Annotated in this window: 18 protein-coding genes; 12 read left to right on the top strand and 6 right to left on the bottom strand. The window is 66.5% G+C overall.

Annotation, left to right across the window (positions count from 1 at the left end; all coding sequences use genetic code 11):
• Positions 1–114 precede the first annotated feature (114 nt).
• A complete protein-coding gene (locus ACP7AZ_RS03250) occupies positions 115–1026 on the top strand; it encodes a LysR substrate-binding domain-containing protein (RefSeq protein ID WP_426035996.1) in 912 nt (303 codons plus the stop codon).
• Between the two features lie 8 nt (positions 1027–1034).
• On the opposite strand, the gene ACP7AZ_RS03245 is transcribed toward ACP7AZ_RS03250, so the two are convergent.
• The 4 genes from ACP7AZ_RS03245 to ACP7AZ_RS03230 form a co-directional block, all read right to left on the bottom strand.
• Positions 1035–1673 (bottom strand): hypothetical protein, encoded by a 639-nt coding sequence (locus ACP7AZ_RS03245; RefSeq protein WP_426035994.1) that lies wholly within the window; start codon positions 1671–1673, stop codon positions 1035–1037.
• Positions 1674–1801: 128 nt separating this feature from the next.
• Entirely contained in the window at positions 1802–2419 is a 618-nt protein-coding gene (locus ACP7AZ_RS03240) for a response regulator transcription factor (protein WP_426035992.1), read from the bottom strand.
• A gap of 777 nt (positions 2420–3196) precedes the next feature.
• Complete coding sequence (locus tag ACP7AZ_RS03235) at positions 3197–4060, bottom strand: hypothetical protein (RefSeq protein ID WP_426035990.1); 864 nt, start codon at positions 4058–4060, stop codon at positions 3197–3199.
• Positions 4050–4991: an ABC transporter ATP-binding protein gene (locus tag ACP7AZ_RS03230; RefSeq protein ID WP_426035988.1), complete on the bottom strand. Its 942-nt coding sequence runs from the start codon at positions 4989–4991 to the stop codon at positions 4050–4052. Before ACP7AZ_RS03230 ends, ACP7AZ_RS03235 begins: the two co-directional genes overlap by 11 nt.
• 225 nt (positions 4992–5216) lie before the next feature.
• On the opposite strand from ACP7AZ_RS03230, the gene ACP7AZ_RS03225 reads away from it, so the two are divergent.
• The 3 genes from ACP7AZ_RS03225 to ACP7AZ_RS03215 all read left to right on the top strand — a co-directional run bounded on the left by ACP7AZ_RS03225 (position 5217) and on the right by ACP7AZ_RS03215 (position 9161).
• Entirely contained in the window at positions 5217–6422 is a 1206-nt protein-coding gene (locus ACP7AZ_RS03225) for a saccharopine dehydrogenase C-terminal domain-containing protein (protein WP_426035985.1), read from the top strand.
• Between the two features lie 3 nt (positions 6423–6425).
• Positions 6426–7619 (top strand): carboxynorspermidine decarboxylase, encoded by a 1194-nt coding sequence (locus ACP7AZ_RS03220; protein WP_426035983.1) that lies wholly within the window; start codon positions 6426–6428, stop codon positions 7617–7619.
• A 150-nt stretch (positions 7620–7769) separates the two neighbouring features.
• The gene (locus ACP7AZ_RS03215; RefSeq protein ID WP_426036084.1) at positions 7770–9161 is read left to right on the top strand and encodes a Do family serine endopeptidase; all 1392 of its coding nucleotides are present in this window, start codon (positions 7770–7772) and stop codon (positions 9159–9161) included.
• A gap of 119 nt (positions 9162–9280) precedes the next feature.
• On the opposite strand, the gene ACP7AZ_RS03210 is transcribed toward ACP7AZ_RS03215, so the two are convergent.
• Positions 9281–9697 (bottom strand): VOC family protein, encoded by a 417-nt coding sequence (locus ACP7AZ_RS03210; RefSeq protein WP_426035981.1) that lies wholly within the window; start codon positions 9695–9697, stop codon positions 9281–9283.
• 70 nt (positions 9698–9767) lie between these two features.
• Between ACP7AZ_RS03210 and ACP7AZ_RS03205 the strand changes: the two genes are divergently transcribed.
• The 4 genes from ACP7AZ_RS03205 to ACP7AZ_RS03190 all read left to right on the top strand — a co-directional run bounded on the left by ACP7AZ_RS03205 (position 9768) and on the right by ACP7AZ_RS03190 (position 13437).
• On the top strand, positions 9768–11084 hold the full coding sequence (locus tag ACP7AZ_RS03205) for a replication-associated recombination protein A (protein WP_426035979.1): 1317 nt from the start codon (positions 9768–9770) through the stop codon (positions 11082–11084).
• A 148-nt stretch (positions 11085–11232) separates the two neighbouring features.
• Positions 11233–11673 (top strand): hypothetical protein, encoded by a 441-nt coding sequence (locus ACP7AZ_RS03200; protein WP_426035977.1) that lies wholly within the window; start codon positions 11233–11235, stop codon positions 11671–11673.
• Positions 11674–11904: 231 nt separating this feature from the next.
• Positions 11905–12636, top strand: coding sequence for an RluA family pseudouridine synthase (locus ACP7AZ_RS03195; RefSeq protein ID WP_426035975.1), 732 nt, complete (start codon positions 11905–11907; stop codon positions 12634–12636).
• Positions 12637–12936: 300 nt separating this feature from the next.
• Positions 12937–13437, top strand: a complete 501-nt coding sequence (locus ACP7AZ_RS03190; protein ID WP_426035973.1) for a CC0125/CC1285 family lipoprotein — start codon at positions 12937–12939, stop codon at positions 13435–13437.
• Here the strand turns inward: ACP7AZ_RS03190 and ACP7AZ_RS03185 are convergent.
• The gene (locus ACP7AZ_RS03185) at positions 13421–14587 is read right to left on the bottom strand and encodes a hypothetical protein (RefSeq protein ID WP_426035971.1); all 1167 of its coding nucleotides are present in this window, start codon (positions 14585–14587) and stop codon (positions 13421–13423) included. The two genes, ACP7AZ_RS03190 and ACP7AZ_RS03185, sit on opposite strands and share 17 nt — an antisense overlap.
• Positions 14588–14760: 173 nt before the next feature.
• Here ACP7AZ_RS03185 and crcB point away from each other — a divergent pair, with 173 nt between their 5' ends.
• From crcB to ACP7AZ_RS03165, 4 genes are read left to right on the top strand one after another with little or no spacing between them, the layout of a single operon-like run.
• Entirely contained in the window at positions 14761–15156 is a 396-nt protein-coding gene (crcB, locus tag ACP7AZ_RS03180) for a fluoride efflux transporter CrcB (RefSeq protein WP_426035969.1), read from the top strand.
• The gene (locus ACP7AZ_RS03175; protein ID WP_426035967.1) at positions 15153–16205 is read left to right on the top strand and encodes an RluA family pseudouridine synthase; all 1053 of its coding nucleotides are present in this window, start codon (positions 15153–15155) and stop codon (positions 16203–16205) included. Before crcB ends, ACP7AZ_RS03175 begins: the two co-directional genes overlap by 4 nt.
• On the top strand, positions 16202–16876 hold the full coding sequence (locus ACP7AZ_RS03170) for an HAD-IA family hydrolase (protein WP_426035965.1): 675 nt from the start codon (positions 16202–16204) through the stop codon (positions 16874–16876). Before ACP7AZ_RS03175 ends, ACP7AZ_RS03170 begins: the two co-directional genes overlap by 4 nt.
• Positions 16873–17637, top strand: coding sequence for an ATP12 family chaperone protein (locus ACP7AZ_RS03165; RefSeq protein WP_426035963.1), 765 nt, complete (start codon positions 16873–16875; stop codon positions 17635–17637). The genes ACP7AZ_RS03170 and ACP7AZ_RS03165 overlap by 4 nt, the downstream gene beginning before the upstream one ends.
• Positions 17638–17675 lie beyond the last annotated feature (38 nt).

Below are 17675 nucleotides of genomic sequence, written 5' to 3'. Positions count from 1 at the left end.
GTCCGGCGCGGCGGGGGCGGGTCTTTGTCGAACTGCAGCATCGATCAGCTTCAATCCGAATTGCCTCCGGGCCGAAATCGATTAAACCGGCGGCAATCTGTGAGCTGAGATCACATGAAGTCCGTCGCCCCGCCGCCGCTCAACGCCTTGCGTGCCTTCGAGGCGTTCGCGCGCCATGGCGCCATGACGACGGCGGCGACGGAACTCTGCGTCACCCACGGCGCGGTCAGCCGTCAGGTCGCCGCGCTTCAGGAACATCTCGGCGTCGCCCTCGTTGTCGGCCCGCGTCACCGCCTGACCCTGACGCCCGCCGGAGCAGAACTGGCGGCGCGCCTGTCCGTCGCCTTCGCGACGATTACCGACGCCGTCGACGCGGCCCGGCGGGACGAACGGCGCGAGATCGAAATCTCCTGCCTCGGCACCTTCGCCCTGAAATGGCTGATCCCGCGCCTGCCCGGGTTCATGGCTCTGCATCCAGACATCCGGGTCAAGGTGTCGGAGTCGTATGCCGCCGTCGATTTCGCCCGTGACCGGCTGGACGGCGCCATTCGCATCTTCAATCCGGGACAGGCTCCCGCTCGCCAGGAGGCGACGCCGTTCCTGCGCCAGTATCAGGGCCCCGTCGGCGCTCCCTCCGTCACGCCGCCCGGAATGAGCATCGAGACCCTGGGCCGATTGCCGCGCCTGCACGCCTCGACCTTCCGCGAAAGCTGGGCCGTGTGGAGCGAACTGGTCGGGGTCCGGCTGCCTGCCGCCCCGCAGGAGCGAGAGTTCCAGCACAACAACTCGATGATCGAGGCCGCCGCCGCTGGCATGGGCGCGGCCATCGCGCCGTGGGCCTTCGTTGCGCCCGACGTGACGGCCGGTCGGCTGGTCGCGCCGTTCGGCTTTGCCGAGCGGCCGTCGAAATTCGTCTTCCTGCGGCCGGAGAGCCGCCCGGACCGGTCCGTCGACGCCTTCCGTGACTGGCTGGTCGCGGAAGGGTCTGTCAGTCCGGGACCGCCCGTTTGCTGGAACGCCGCCTGACGTCTGCCTCAATGGCTCGTCGCCTCGCACGATGCAGGGGGCCGCGTCATGGGGCCGAGCTGGTCCGTCAGGTCGATGACCTCCCCGATCGGATCCGGCGACTGAGCCTCGAGCGCTTCGGCGGAATACTCGGGGATATCGTATCCCGAGGACGGTTCGACATCGATTACCGGCGCAGCCTTCACTGTGACAGTCGTCGACCGGTCCAGCAGGACTGCCATCAGGCTCTGGCGCTCATGATCGTTCGCCTGGCAAAGAGCGTCATACCGAACGCGGAGCGCGGCCTCTGAGCGCTGGCTTTCGACCAGCCTGGTCTGGAACGTCACGATCACGCGGGCCAGGCGCTGAATCCCCTGGGCCGCGCCCTGCAGAGCGAGGTCGGTACCTGTCCTTCCGTCTGCCAGACCTTCGAGCTGTTCGGTCAGGGTGTCATAGGGTTCAAGCGTCACCCTGATGATGCTCCGTGCGATGAGCGCGCTGGCGACCCACACCAGAAAGCCTGTCAGACCTGCCGTGGTGACCGCCCCGATCAAGACCTCCCGGCCGACGGGAAGCATCAGATGGTCGGCGACGGCGACCAGGCGGTCGAACTCCAGCGCCACCCCGGCGCCGAGCAGTGTCGCCCCGAGCGCGCCGAAGATCGGCACCGACTGACCCCTGAAAACCGATTTCACTCCACGTTGTGCGTTAATCATGATCCTGCCTGTTCGCAGGGTGTAGCCCGACGGCCCCTCGGGGTGGATATCGTAGTTATACCGGGGGCCGGGGCGGTCGCCTAACGGCCCGCGTCGAACCAGAGTCTGAGCACGGTCGACAGGCTACGCGCCTCCAGTTTCTCCATCAGCTGGGTTCGATACATCTCGACGGTCCGGATGCTGAGTCCCAACTCATGCGCGATGATCTTGCTGGGCGAGCCCTCCGCCAGTCCCTGCATCACCTGGGTTTCACGAGGCGACAACGAGTCGAGCCGGGCCGTCGCGTCCGCCTTGCAATCCGCGCTGTCTTCGGTCGCCTCCTGGCGCGCAAGCGCTTCAGCGACCATGCGCAACAAATCGGCGTCCAGATAGGGTTTTTCGAGAAAATACAGCGCGCCGGCCTTCATCGCGCGCACCGCGATATCCAATGCGTTCTCGCCGGTGAAAACGATGACAGGCATCGTCTGACCGGCCTGGATCAGCTTGTCCTGAACGTCGAGGCCGTCGGGTTCGGGCATCTGGATGTCGAGCAGGATGCAGCCCGGGTGTGCATCAGGGTGGGTGAGAAGAAAGTCGCTACCGGAAGCGTGGGTCTGAACCTCGTAGTCCGAAGCGCGCAGGACCGCCGCGCCATGCTGTCTTGCAGCCGCGTCAGCATCGACGATATGGACAATTCGATCGAAAGCCCTGTGATGCATTGACGCCCGTGACCGCGGATTCGCGAGGATAAGTCGTATACCCGACTCACTCGATCATACGCACGTGATCGAAAGCGGTTCCCTATTGCTCGCCCAGGTTAGTCAGTCCCAAACAGCCGAGTTTCCTTTCGCCGAGAACCGCGCATGCCCCGTGGGCGTTGGCCTGATCGAGGCCGACGATCCGCAATCTCGGGAGGGGAATCACATTGGCCGCTGGAGGGACCACGGGGCGGTCGGCGAGAGACGTGTCCTCGGCCGATGTCCATCCAGGGCTGTGCGGCCCCTCATGGGCCCTGTCGCGCGGTTCGATCGCGGGATCATACACGACGACTCGCAGACCCGGCTGCGCTGCAGGGGTTGCATCCGGGGAGTCGCCGGTCGCAACCGCGCAATCGGGAGCGACGGAGCAGGAGAGAGGCGCGTCCGGGGCCGGTACGGCGACCTTCCACATGAGGTAGACGCCGACGGAGAAGCCGAGCAACAGGCCGGAAACACGCATGACAGGACTCCCTGGCGACGGCTGCCAGACCCGTGCGGGTCCGAGCGGGAGATGGCGCCGCCAGAGGCTTGCTGACACTCTCCTGGCATGAGCCGTAGGCCTCGCCCCTCGCGGCGGCTATCCGGTATAACTACGCCGGTATAACTACGCCGGTATAACTACGCCGGTATAACTACGTCGGTATAACTACGTCGGTATAACTACGTCGGTATAACTACGACGGTAGAACTACGCCTGAATAACTACGACCGTCGGCCAAGCAAACGGGATGCCTCCGCCTATTCCTTCGAAAGGTCCTGGCGATTGAACCAGGCGATGGCGCCGGCCAGGGGGACCAGCAGCCAAAGGGCGAGGCTGACGATGGCCTTGAGCATCAAGCCGTCGGGCGCGGGCGGGGCGCCGACGCCGGCGGTCACCATGGCCTTCAGGGCGTCGAAGGCGAGGCCCGGCAGGAGCAGTTGTGATTGCCAGGCCGTCGGCTCCCACTGCAGGATCGCGAGGCCGGGCCCTCCCAGCAGGCTCTGGCCGAAGCCCAGCACCACCGGGACGAACAGGGTGGCCAGCAACGAGCGGGTAAGCACCGCCGTCAGCAGGGCGACCATCGCGTACTGGATGATGCGGATGTAGCCGAGCAGGAGCAGCAGGCCGAAGTCGGCCGCGTCGCCGCCGTCGAAGCTGAAGGTAATGCTGTTACCGTTGATCAGGGCCCCGCTCATCGAGAAGACCAGGCCCGCGATCAGGAAGACCACCATGGCCGTCAGGGTCAGGACCTTGAAGGCTCCGACCTTGCCGAGGATCAGGTTGAGCCGGCTGTTGCGCGCGCTGATCAGCCGCCACGTCTCCCAGCGGTAGTCGCCCGCATAGAGGGTCGCCGCGCCGATGAGCATGAAGACGAGGACGGCGCCGTTCGCGACGATGCCCGCACCCTGCACGAGGTCCTGACCCAGGTTGGTGACGGCGATCGAGGCGGCCGCGCCGGGCGCCAGATCGCCGCTCACCTCCGCCATCTTCGACTTCGTGATCAGGTGGAAGGCGGCCCCGCCGACGACGAAGAGCAGCGGCACGAACAGGGCCGACCAGAAGACGGCCATGCGGTTGCGAGACAAGCGATACAGCTCGGAGCGGACGGAATCAGCCAGCATGTCCGACCTCCTGAATGATTGTCTCCGGATGTTGCACGGAGCCGGTCTCGGACATGAAGACGCTCTCCAGATCGGCGCCGATCCAGCGAGCTTCGTCGATGTCGACACCGGCCTGGATCAGGGCGCGCAGCAGGGCGGGGGTGTCGGCGCGGGGCAGGGTGGCCATGACGGCGTCGCCTTCCAGCACGCCCGACGCCCCGGGCAGGCCGGACACGATCTCCAGCGTCTTCGAGATCGGCGTCACCGACAGACGCAGCCGCTCGCCCGAGGCGGTCAACTCGCTGACGGCGCCTTCGCGCACCAGCTTGCCCCGGTTCAGGATGGCGACACGGTCGCAGACGCGCTGGACCTCCAGCAACTGATGGCTGGCCAGGATGACGGTGATCCCGTCGCGTTCGGCCAGCGACCGGATCAGGGCGCGCATCTCCTGGATGCCGGGCGGGTCCATGCCGCTGGTCGGCTCATCCAGGATGACCAGCTCGGGATCGGTGATCAGGGCGCCTGCGACGCCGAGTCGCTGCATCATGCCGACGGAAAAGCCGCGCACCTTGCGGTCGGCGGCCTCGGTCAGACCGACGCGCTCCAGCCAGCCGGAGACGCGCGCGGCGTCAGGCGTCAGCCCGTGGGCGGCGGACAGCCAGACCAGCACCTGGCGCGCTGTCATGAAGGGCGGGAAGCGCGGGGTCTCGATCATCGAGCCCATCCGCCGCGACGCCGCGACGTCGCCGATGCGCCCGCCCATCACCGAGGCCTCGCCGTCGGTCGGCCGGATCAGGCCCAGCAGGATGCGAAACAGGGTCGACTTGCCGGCGCCGTTCGGCCCCAGCACGCCATAGACCCCGCCGCGCGGAATGGAGAGGCTGAGCCCGTCCAGCGCACGGACTGCGCCGTAGGTCTTGGTCAGGTTCCGGGTTTCGATCACTGCGGTCATGCCCGACCATCGCCCGGCCAATCGCGCTCGGCAAGCGTGTGGAGGATTAAGCTTCCGACAGGATCGGCGGGGCGCGTCCTGTCCCTCGGGCGATCGAAATAAGGACGCCTGGCAACGCAAAACACCGGCCGGGACGGTTACGGGAAGGCCCATCCTCGTATAGGACCCCACCCAACGCGTCGATGTGACGGGTTTCAGGCGGTGCAGACTTCAGGAGTGCATGAGATGAGCAGGGTTCTCGTAATCGGGGCGGGGGGCGTAGGCTCCGTCGCCGTCCACAAGATGGCGATGAACGCCGACATCTTCTCCCACATCACATTGGCCTCGCGGACGAAGTCCAAATGCGACGCCATCGCCGCCTCGGTAAAGGAACGCACCGGCGTCGTCATCCACACGGCGGCCATCGATGCCGACGACGTCGCCGCGACCACGGCCCTGATCAAGGCCGTGAAGCCCGCGCTCGTGGTCAATCTGGCCTTGCCGTACCAGGACCTGAACGTAATGGACGCCTGCCTCGCGGCGGGGGTCCACTACATGGACACCGCCAACTACGAGCCGCGCGAGGAAGCGAAGTTCGAATACAGGTGGCAGTGGGCCTATCAGGACCGCTTCAGGGAGGCCGGTCTGATGGCTCTTCTGGGCTCGGGTTTCGATCCCGGCGTGACCTCGGTGTTCACGACGTACACGAAGAAGCATCTGCTGGATTCGATCGAGACGCTCGACATCCTCGACTGCAACGGCGGCGATACCGGCCTGCCGTTCGCGACCAACTTCAATCCCGAGATCAACCTGCGCGAAGTGACCGCCCCGTCGCGTCACTGGGAGAACGGCCAGTGGATCGAGGGCCCGGCCCTGACTCGCAAACAGGTGTTCGACTTCGACCAGGTGGGCGAAAAGAACATGTACCTCATGTACCATGAGGAGCTGGAGTCGCTGGCGAAATTCTATCCGGAAATCAGCCGCATCCGCTTCTGGATGACGTTCGGCGACTCCTATCTGAAACACCTCGAGGTGCTCGAGAACATCGGCATGACCTCGATCGAGCCGATGCAGTTCCAGGGCCGCGAGATCATCCCGATCGAGTTCCTGAAGGCGCTCCTGCCCGAGCCGTCGTCGCTCGGTCCGTTGACCAGGGGCAAGACCAACATCGGCACCATCGCCACCGGCCTGAAGGACGGCGTGCAGAAGACGGTCTACGTCAACAACGTCTGCGACCACGAAGAGGCCTATGCCGAGACCGGCAATCAGGCCGTCAGCTACACCACCGGCGTGCCTGCCATGATCGGCGCCGCGATGATCCTGACCGGCCAGTGGAAGGGTGCGGGCGTGTTCAACATGGAGCAGCTGGATCCGGATCCCTTCATGGACATGCTGAACAAGCACGGCCTGCCCTGGAAGGTGCAGGACCTGGACGCCCCGCTGGCGTTCTGATCGATGCACACTCCTTCCGACGCCATGGAAACCAGGGCGGGGGGCCCCGGCGCCTTCGCCCGTTTCGACCTGAACCGCGTGCCGTCACCCGCCTTCGTCGTCGACGAGGCGGCGATCCTTCGCAACCTCGCCCTCCTCAAGGACGTGGGCGCGCGGGGGAACGCGCGCGTGCTGCTGGCGCTGAAGGCCTTCTCCATGTGGTCGCTGGCCGATCTCGTCGGGGAATACCTCGACGGCGTCTGCGCCTCTGGACTGTGGGAGGCGCGGCTGGCGCGGGAGTTCTATCGCGGCCACCTGACCACCTATTCGCCCGCCTACAAGGCCGGGGATCTATCTGAAATCCTGCGCCTGTCCGACTCGGTGATCTTCAACACCCCGGCCCAGATCGCGCGCTTCGCCGACCTGATCGCCGAGGCTCGCGCCGCCGGCGAGACCTTCGACATCGGCCTGCGCCTCAACCCCGAACAGTCCGAGGCCGAGGTCGCCAAATACGACCCCTGCCAGTTCGGGTCGCGGCTGGGATTCCCCGTGTCTCAGCTCAGGCCCGAACATCTGCAGGGCGTTGACGGCCTGCACCTCCACGCCCTGTGCGAGCAGGGCTTCGAACCGCTGCAACGCATCTGGGCGTCGCTGGAGCCGAAGATCGAGGGCGCCCTGGCCTCGCTGAAATGGCTGAACCTCGGCGGCGGCCACCATGTCACTCGCGCCGACTATGACCGCGAGGGCCTGATCGCATTGCTGCGCGGCATCGGCGAACGCCACGGCATCGAGGTCTATATCGAGCCCGGCGAGGCCATCGCGCTCGACGCCGGCATACTGGTCGGTGAGGTGCTGGACACCTTCGAGAACAGCCTGCCAGTTGCCATCACGGACATCTCGGCCACCTGCCACATGCCGGACGTCATCGAGGCCCCTTACCGCCCGGCGATGCTGGGAGAGGCTGACGAGGGGGTCACCTTCCGGCTCGGCGGCCCGTCCTGCCTGGCCGGAGACATCATCGGCGACTACCGCTTCGCCTCGCCGCCGACCCCGGGGACGCGCATCGCCTTCCTCGACCAGGCCCACTATTCGATGGTCAAGACCACGACATTCAACGGGGTGCCGCTGCCGGCCATTGCCCTCTGGAACTCGGACACCGACGCCCTGCGGGTGGTTCGCCGGTTCGACTATCCCGACTTCCGCGACCGGCTATCCTGAGCCGTCGCGGAGACAATTCGCGATCCATCGGCGGGATCCGCCGGACCCTGTCGATGCTGGCTCTCGGGAGCCGCGGGGCCGCGACGCCTTGATCCGGCCCGAAAGCGGGACAGATATAGGGGCCACGACATGGCTCACTTCCGGACTGCAATGAAGATCTCGATGATCGCCCTCGCGGCGTGCCTGACGCTGGCCGCCTGCGGCAACGCCAACTCCTCCAGGGCCCAGGACGGCGTGTTCGCCGAGCCCAACGAGCGCCAGGTGCCCACCGACTCCACGTCGATGAAGCAGAGCTTCGCCCCCGTGGTGCGCGAGGCGGCGCCCGCCGTGGTCAACATCTCGGCCCGGTCGATCCAGCGGGTCCAGGCCGACCCCTTCTTCCAGTTCTTCGGCGGCGGCATGCCCCAGCAGCGGGTCGCGGAATCGGCCGGCTCCGGCGTCATCGTTCGCTCCGACGGAATCGTCGTCACCAACAACCATGTCATCGAGGGCGCGACCCAGATCCGCGTGGTCCTGAATGACCGTCGTGAATACCCGGCCGAGGTCATCCTGGCCGATGCGCGCAGCGACATCGCCGTGCTGAAGCTTCAGGGGGTCACCGAACAGCTGCCCGTGCTTGCCATCGACGACCGCGAGGAACAGGAGGTCGGCGACCTCGTGCTGGCCATCGGCAACCCCTTCGGCGTCGGCCAGACGGTGACCAACGGCATCATCTCGGCCCTCAACCGAACCGAGACCGGCATTTCGGACTCCGGCTCCTTCATCCAGACCGACGCGGCGATCAATCCGGGCAACTCCGGCGGGCCCCTGGTCGACATGGACGGCGACGTCATCGGTATCAACACGGCCATCTTCTCCCGCTCGGGCTCGTCCTCGGGCGTCGGCTTCGCCGTCCCGGCCTCGATGGTCCGTCGCGTGGTCGACTCGGCCCTCGGAGGCGCGACGGCCGTCGTGCGCCCCTGGCTGGGCGTGAAGGGCGACACGGTCTCGGCCGAGATCGCGCGCTCGCTCGGCATGGCGCGGCCCCAGGGGTTGATCGTCACCGACGTTTACGACGGCGGCCCGGGTGCGCGCGCGGGTCTGCGCGAAGGCGACGTCATCACCGCGCTGGACGGCGCCGAGGTCCACGACCAGGCCGGTCTGAACTTCCGCGTCGGAACCCGCAGCCCGAACGAGACGGTGGCGGTCGCCGTGCTGCGCGACGGCCGCACCCAGACCATCAACGCCCGCGTCCAATCCCTTCCGGGTGACGCGAAGACTGACGGCCTGCTGATCCAGCAGGGCCCCTTCTCGGGTTCCCAGATCGCCGCGCTGAACCCGGCTCTGGCCGATCGTCTGGGCGGCGATCCCTTCGCCCAGGGTCTGCTGATCACCAATGTCGCACCCGGCAGCTACGCGGCTCGCGCGGGCCTGCGTCCCGGGGATCTGGTGCGCGAGATCAATGGTCGCCCGGTCCGCTCGCCGGACGCCTTGCAGCGCATCGGGCGCTCCGAGATCACCATCGAACGTCAGGGCCGCCGGATGACTGGCGTCGTCGGCTAGAGCGTTCGGTGGTCGAAAACACTTGAAGGAGCGCGGACCCAGGTCCGCTCTTTTCGCCGCTGAAGAGCGGACCTGGAGGTCCGCCCTCCAAGTGCGCCGCAACTCGCGCGTCGAATACTCTAGCCCTTGATCGGCGACCCGACGGACCAGCAATGGCCGAACGGGTCTTTCAGTACCCCATAGCGGTCGCCCCAGAACTGATCGGCCAAGGGATGGACAGGCGCCCCTCCGGCGACGATGGCGCGGTTCCACCATTCGTCCGCATCGTCGACATAGAGGTGCAGCGTCACCGACTTCGGCACGACGTCGACCTCGCCGCCCATTTCCGGGAACTCGTCCGACAGCATCACGCTGCCGCCGTTGATCTGCAGATGGGAGTGCATAATACGTTCGCCGTCATCCGCCAGCATCCGTCGCACCTCGACCGCTCCAAAGGCGCGGGCGTAGAACTCCACCGCCGCCTGGCCGCCGCGCGAGGCTATGCTCAGATAGGGCGTGATGCCGGTCAGCGGCCGGGGCGCATCGACCTGTTCCATGTCATCTCCTCGATTCAGGGCCATTGTAACGCGTGAAATCGCCCGTGCGAACGCCTACACCTCACCGTCCATGACCGATCTGTTCGAAGCCTCCGGCATCCATCCCCCCGACGCGCCGCTGGCCGACCGCCTGCGCCCTGCCACGCTCGACGAGGTGGTGGGTCAGGATCACCTGTTGGGCGAGGGCGGGCCGATCCGGCGCATGGTCGAGGCCGGACGTCTGGGCTCGATGATCCTGTGGGGGCCGCCGGGCACTGGCAAGACCACCATTGCCCGCCTTTTGGCCAGGGCCGCCGGCTACCAGTACCAGCAGATCTCGGCCGTCTTCTCCGGCGTCGCCGATCTGAAGAAGGCCTTCGAACAGGCCCGCGTGCGTCGCGCCGCCGGTCAGTCGACCTTGCTGTTCGTCGACGAGATCCACCGCTTCAACCGTGCCCAGCAGGACGGCTTCTTGCCGTTCGTGGAGGAGGGGGTCATCACCCTGGTTGGGGCCACGACGGAGAATCCGTCGTTCGAGCTGAACGGGGCGCTGCTGTCGCGCAGCCAGGTCTTCGTGCTGAAGCGTCTCGACGACGCGGCTCTGGATCAATTGTTGACGCGGGCCGAGGCGCAGGAGGGTCACGCCCTGCCTCTGACGCCCGAGGCGCGTCACGCCCTGACCGCCCTGGCCGACGGCGACGGCCGCTATCTGCTGACCATGGCCGAGACCCTGTTCGCCCTGCCGGCCGAGCCGGTGCTGGACGTCCAAGCCTTGGCAGGAACCCTTCAACGCCGCGCCCCCGCCTACGACAAGAGTCGAGAAGAACACTACAACCTCATATCGGCGCTCCATAAATCCGTGCGCGGCTCGGACCCGGACGCGGCCCTGTACTGGCTGGCGCGGATGCTGAACGGCGGCGAGGATCCCCTCTATCTGGCGCGCCGGATCGTGCGGATGGCGGTCGAGGACATCGGCGAGGCCGACCCTCTGTCCATCATGGTCGCGAACGCCGCCAAGGATACCTACGACTTCCTCGGCAGTCCCGAGGGCGAATTGGCCCTGGCCCAGGCGGTGGTCCACCTCGCGACCGCGCCCAAGTCGGTCGCCGTCTACGAAGCCTTCAAGGCGGCGAAGAAGGCGGCCGCCGAGACGGGCTCCCTGATGCCGCCGGCCCATATCCGCAACGCCCCGACCAGGCTGATGAGACAGCTCGGCTACGGTAAGGGCTACCAGTACGACCCGAGCACGGAGGAAGGCTTCTCCGGCGCGAACTTCTTCCCCGACGAGATGGAGCGGCGGACCTTCTATTCGCCCAGGGGCGAGGGTCACGAGGAGAAGATCAAGTCGCGGCTGGAACGCTGGGCGCAGATGCGGGCGGAGATCGCGGGCAAAGCCTCAGACGTCTGACCTCTTCACCTTCTTCATCCCCCGGTCTTCGCTGCGCTGCGCCTGGGATGACGAAAGTGGGAATACGTCAGCCCCTGAGTGATCGCCGTTCATTGTCGAACGCCCGTCTCCGGCATAGCTTTGCCCTTCAAATCCTTGGGAGGGGACGATGACTGACCTAACGAAGACGCCCTGGCACGTGTGGATGGTCGGGGTGCTGAGCCTGCTGTGGAATGCCTACGGCGGCTACGACTTCATCATGACCAACACCCAGGGCGAAACCTATCTGCGCGCCTCGGGCATGACCCAGCCCATGATCGACTACTTCAACGCCATGCCGACCTGGATGTATGTACCGTGGACCTTTGGCGTGTGGGGCGCGATCGCCGGGTCGATCCTTTTGCTGCTGCGTATGAAATGGGCGGTGCACGCTTTCGCCTTGTCGGTCATCGGCGCGGTCACCAGCTTGATCTTCGGCCTGATGAACCCCATGCCCGGCCTCCCGCCTGAAATGGCCGTCATGGCCTGGATGCCCTGGGTCATCGCCGCGATCGCCGCCTTCCTGCTCTGGTACGCCTGGGCCATGAGCCGGCGAGGCGTGCTCCGCTGAAATCCATCGGACTCCCTGAGTCCGATGGGTGAAATCGAAAAGCAGCAAGAACAATGACTTGCACTCTTTTGACGCTGTTTTTTCGTAGTTCACTCCTGACACGGTGCAGGCTGTCAGACGATGTCTGATGAGGCCCCTAAGTGACTGTTTTAACGAGAAAGTTATCGGATTGGGGATTGCGCGAGTGCTATGGCTGCTGACGCCGCCTGCCTGGACCGCTAAGGACCGGGGGTGTCCGACCGCATCCCCGTCATCCTGTCACCCGAAGAGATCGCCGCCGTCCGCTCGTGGGTCATCCACGAGGACGCCTCGACGATTGCGTTTGCCAAGCCCGCCGGCCTGTCCAGCCAGGGCGGCCGCATCCAGGCGCACACACTGGACGACCTGCTGTGGGCCTTCGCCCGCTCGAACGGCAAGCGGCCGGATCTCGTGCATCGTCTGGACCGAGACACCTCGGGCGTCATCCTCGCCGCCAAGACCAAGCCGGCCGCCGGCTTCCTCGGCAAGGCGATCCAGGCCCACAAGCTCACCAAGACCTATCTGGCCCTGGTCTCGGCCGCGCCCGAGCCGCCCAGCGGCGACATCAATGTCCCCCTGGTCCGCCAGGAGATCGGCCGCGAAAGCTACATGCGGGTCGCCGCCTTCGACGCGAAAGGCGCGCAGGGGTCACGCAGCAAATACCGCACCCTGTCGTCCAGCGAGGACGGCGCCCTGGTCGAGCTCCAGCCCTTCACCGGTCGTATGCACCAGCTGCGCGTCCACATGGCCCACATCGGACGGCCTCTGGTCGGGGATGTCCGCTATGGAGGCGCTCTGACAGCGGCGGGCCGGGGCGCGCCCCGGTTGATGTTGCATGCCGCGTCGTTGAAGTTCCCGCACCCGGACGGTGGAGAGCGCACGGTGACGGCTGAACCGCCGGAGGATTTTAAAGCGCTGGCGGAAGCGATGGGGCTCAAGATCTAAACCCTTCTCCCGCAGGGGGAGAAGGAAGACAGGCGATACCCATCAACGGACGCGTCGATTCGCTCAATCAAATCAAGGTTCGGCCTTAACGAGAGGTCTTTTATCCATCACCCCCTGAAACGCTCCCATACTGATCCCTTTCGTGCGGCGAGGATCACCATGGGCGAACGTTTCGGACGGAGTTCTCGGATTCGGGCCGGCCAGACTCAATGGACTATCTGCACTGAATTCTCCGGAGTCGGGTTCATCGGGAACGGCTCGCCCGCCCGCGGCGCTTACTCGTAGGAAAGGACTACGCCCATGATCCGCACCCTCGTCATCGCCACGGCCGCTTTGTCGCTGGCGGCTTGCGCCAGCCTCGCCCCTTATGGAGCCCAGCGGGGCCCGAACGGGCAGGGCTATTCGGAACAGCGGATCGAGAGCGACCGCTATCGCGTCACCTACAATGGCGTCGGCGCGCCCGGACCCGTCGCGGACATGGCCCTGCTGCGCGCTGCCGATCTGACCGTCGAGCAGGGCTATGACTGGTTCGAGGTGACCCAGCGCTATATCGACGGGCGGCCGGACAGCGCCGGCGGCGTCCGTCCGAACGTCTCGGTCGGCTACGGTGGCAGCTCGGGCCGCTACGGCGGTCGCCGATACTCGTCTTCCGGCGTGGGCGTCGGCGTGGGCCTGAACTTCGAAGGGCCGTCGGCGACCTCGACCGTTCTGGAAATCCGCCTGGGCCGAGGCGCCCGCCCCGATCGGGGCGAGGCCTATGAGGCGCGGGAGGTGCGTTACTCGCTCAGCGGCCGCGAGTGAGGGCTCGGTATTCGACGAGGCGTTCCTTGTCGCGTCGCACCTGGTCGCCGATCGTGTTGTCGACGTCCAGCGAGGCGTAGCGGACCCATCCCTCGACCCCCAGCTTGTCCTTGACCGCCGCAGTCGGGGTCCGCCAGTTGAAGTAGGACAGCCAGGACACCAGAAGCCCCATACCCAGAGCGACCAGCTGCAGGATCCGGAAGCCCGCTTCATTGGCTGCAGGGGCGGGCCAGAAGGCGAAGATGGCTAGCCAGACCAGCAGGACGAAAGGCGTCGTGATCCGCGCAACCCAGCGCATCCAGTAGCGCTCGCGGCGCACGCGCCACAGCTCCATCTGGGCGAATTTCTCGAGATATTCCATCCGTGCCGCGATCCACATCACCAATCGCGTGAGGAACAAGGCGCGCTGGCCCCAACCCTTGCCGTCCATCTGGAATTGGGTCTCGGCCTGATCTGACAGGGCCCGGGCGTTGGTGAACAGGTTCTGCAGCTCGCGCGTCCGCTGAACCACTTCGCGCGACAGTTCGTAGGAATCGTTCTCCAGCCGGAACCTGTACTGGACGAACAGGATCGAGGACACGCCGAAGAAGATGCCCACGGTGATCAGCATGCCCAGAACCGCCAGGCCCAGACCCTGGGGCTGGCCCCCGGTCCAGTCTGCGAAGATCCCGGGGCCCAGGACCGCCATGGCCGCGAATGCGATCAGGGAGAGACCTTGGGTCAGACGTTTGGTGATCACATGCACGCGCAAGGCGTTGAAGACGCGACGGCCATACCCGTGGATACGGCCCCGGATATCCTCGTCGGCGGGGAAGCGTTCCTCGATCTGACGTGTGAACAGGACGTGGAACCGGTCCGGCTTGTTCTCGGTCTCCCAGAACGGGAAGATATCGAGCGCCTGGTTGAAATACTGGTCGATATTGGCCGAGATGATCCGGATCGCCTCCGGATCCAGCGTGAAATAATCGCTTTCCTGGATCGGACGCAGGATGCCTTCCTGGGCCGTGATCGGCTTGGGCGCCGGGGCGGGCGCGGCCGCCGGAATCGGCCGGTCGGGAATATCGGCCGCGCCCGACGGCGGCGCCGCCGACGACGCCGGGATCGTCAGGCCGGGACCCGGCTCTGGGGTATGATGATCGTCATGCGACATGGCGGACGGTGTAACCCTTGCGACCTTGACCCGGCACTATGGCAGAATCCGTCGGCGGACCGACCGGGTTCTCTCCCAACGCGAAGCTTGGGTATCGCCGTTAACCCTATAACGCGGCAAGTGAAGTTTCGGTCAGGTGACGCAGGCGTCTGTGAAGGTATAAGGCCCCGATCATGACAAGATTTCTGCTCGTCGCCATCGGCGGGGCCCTCGGCTCAATGGCGCGCTATGGCGTGGGACTGGGCGCCGCTCGCCTGTTTCCGGCCTCCACCTGGCCGTGGGGCACGCTGACGGTGAATATCGTCGGCGGCTTGGCCATGGGTCTGCTGGTCGGCTGGATGGGTCTGAAGGCAGGGGCAGGGCAGGACACGGTTCGCGTCTTCGCGGCCGTGGGCGTTCTCGGCGGCTTCACCACCTTCAGCGCCTTCTCGCTGGAGACGGCGCTGATGATCGAGCGGCGTGAATACGGTCTGGCGGGCGCCTATGTTCTGCTGTCGGTGGTGCTGGCCGTGGCGGCCCTGATGGCCGGATTGATGCTGGCCCGCCGCGCATTCGGAGACGCCCTGTGAGCTACGACCCCAAGGAAGACGCGCCGGAAGCCCCGGCGCCCAAGGGCCCGGTTGGCGCCCGCGAGGCCCAGATCCTCTATGTCGCTGAGGCCGAGGACGGAATCCGGCTGGACCGCTGGTTCCGCCGGCGCTGGCCGCACCTGTCGAACATCCAGGTGCAGAAGATGGCGCGCGGCGGCCAGATCCGCGTCGACGGCGCCCGCATCAAGCCGGAAGGCCGCCTGACCGCAGGGGCCGCCGTTCGCGTGCCGCCGATTCCCGAACCGATCGTCCGTGCGCCCGGCGAGCACATGGCCTTGACGCCCGCAGAGATCGACTTTGCCAGGTCGATGGTGATCTATGAGGACGACCTGGTTATCGCCCTGAACAAGCCTTGGGGCCTGGCCGTGCAGGGCGGGACCAAGACGACGCGCCACGTCGACCGACTGCTGTCGGCTTGGGGCGAGGGAATGGACCGTCCGCGTCTGGTGCATCGACTGGACCGGGATACGTCCGGCGTCCTGCTGCTCGGCAAGGGACCGGAGGCGGCCAAGCGGCTGGCGGGGGCGTTCGCGCGACGTCAGGCCAAGAAGACCTACTGGGCTATCGTCATGGGCCTGCCCAAGCCGAACGCGGGCCAGATCGACATGCATCTGAAGAAGTCGGGTATCAACGACTACGAGATCATGCGCCCGGCCGATCCGAAGGAGAACGGGGCGGAGCCGGCCGAAACCGCCTTTGCCCTGATCAGCCATGCGGGCCAGCGAGCGTCGTGGATGGCTCTGCGGCCGTTCACCGGGCGAACGCACCAGTTGCGTGCGCACCTGAAGGCGATCGGTCATCCCATTCTGGGTGATCCGAAATACGGCGACGAGAAATCGACCGAACTGAGCGGGCCGCTGAAGCTGCAACTGCATGCACGACGGATCGAGCTGGACCATCCGTCGGGCGGAAAACTGATCGTCGAGGCGCCGATCAGCGCCGAACTGCGCGCCGGCTTCCAGCATTTTGGGTTCGACGACGGCGAGGCGGACTACGATCCGTTCGAAGGCGTGAAGCGTCAGCGATGAGCCGTCCGCTCGCAGTCTTCGACATCGACGGGACGCTGGTCGATAGCCGCGCCTCGATCCTTCAGGCCGCGACGGATGCGGCGAGGGAGCTCGGGCTGCCCGATCCCGAATACGACAGGGTCCGTCAGATCGTGGGGTTGTCGCTGCCGCATGCGCTGGCGGTGCTTGAGCCAGACCTGACGCCGTTGGAGTTGGAGCGGTTCACCGCCGCCTTCCGAGCCAGCTTCGGCCGGATGTTCGATGCGGGTCACGAGGAGCCGTTGTATCCCGGCGCGATGGAGACCCTGAGTCGACTGCACAGGGACGGCTGGCGGTTGTCGCTGGCGACAGGCCAGAACCGCCGCGGCGTGGCGCGGAACCTGGCCCGAGCCGGGTGGGCGGAGCTGTTTGTGTCATCACACTGCGCCGAGGATGGTCCGGGCAAGCCGGACCCGGCCATGCTGCACGCCGCCATGACCGCCGCGTCGGCCGAGCCCGCCTCGACGGTCATGATCGGCGACACGGCTCACGACATCTCGATGGCGGTGGCGGCGGGGGTCATGCCTCAGGGTGTGGCCTGGGGCTTCCATACGCCGCAGGAACAGACCGCAGCCGGCGCCGCTCACGTGGCCAAGGACTTCGACGATCTGGAAGCCGCCCTCGACCGTTTCGCCGCACGAGCTTTCGCATGAGCCACATCCCGCCGCTGGACCCGATGGTCGCCGCCAGGAAGGGCTTTCGCGAATCCGAAGAGCGGCTGAAGCGCTTCTGGAAGGACGCCTCCGTCTCCGCCGGGGATGCAGGCGGCTGGATCGTCCTGCTGGATGGCCGCGCGCCCAAGACGCCGGCGCACAACCGCTTCCTGTTGTCGACCGAGGCCGCCGCCCGGATGGTCGCCGACGAATGGGCGGCGCAGGGGGAGTTCCTGGATCCCGGGACCATGCCGGCGACGCGGATCGCGGCCACGGCCATCGACCGCGTCGCCGTCACGCGCGAGCCGGTGGCCGAGGAGATCGCCGCCTACGTCGGGTCGGACCTGCTCTGCTATCTCGCCGAACACCCGACGCCGCTGGTCGCGGAACAGACCCGCGCCTGGACGCCGTGGCGCGAGTGGGCCGAGCGGGAGCTGGGCGTCGTCGTCGTGGCGACGCAGGGCATCATCCACCGCGCCCAGCCGCCGCAGAGCATCGCCCGGGTGCGCGACCTGGCCCTGGAACTGGACGACTTCGCCCTGACGGCCCTGGCCATGGCCGTGCCCCTGCTGGGCAGCGCGCTCCTCGGCCTGGCCGTGCAACGCGGCGCGCTGGGCGGGGAGGCGGCGTTCGAACTGAGCCGGATCGACGAGGCCTTCCAGGAGCGTCAGTGGGGCGTGGACGCCGAGGCCGAAGAGCGGACCGCCGCACGTCGCGCCGAGGCCGTTCTGATCGACCGCTGGTTCCGGGCTCTCGACTGAGCCGCACCGGGCCGGAAGCGGCTAGACTTCGACCTTCG

Source organism: Brevundimonas sp. DC300-4 (assembly GCF_049897365.1).
GTDB lineage: Bacteria > Pseudomonadota > Alphaproteobacteria > Caulobacterales > Caulobacteraceae > Brevundimonas.
This window is presented reverse-complemented; position numbering and strand designations above follow the sequence as displayed.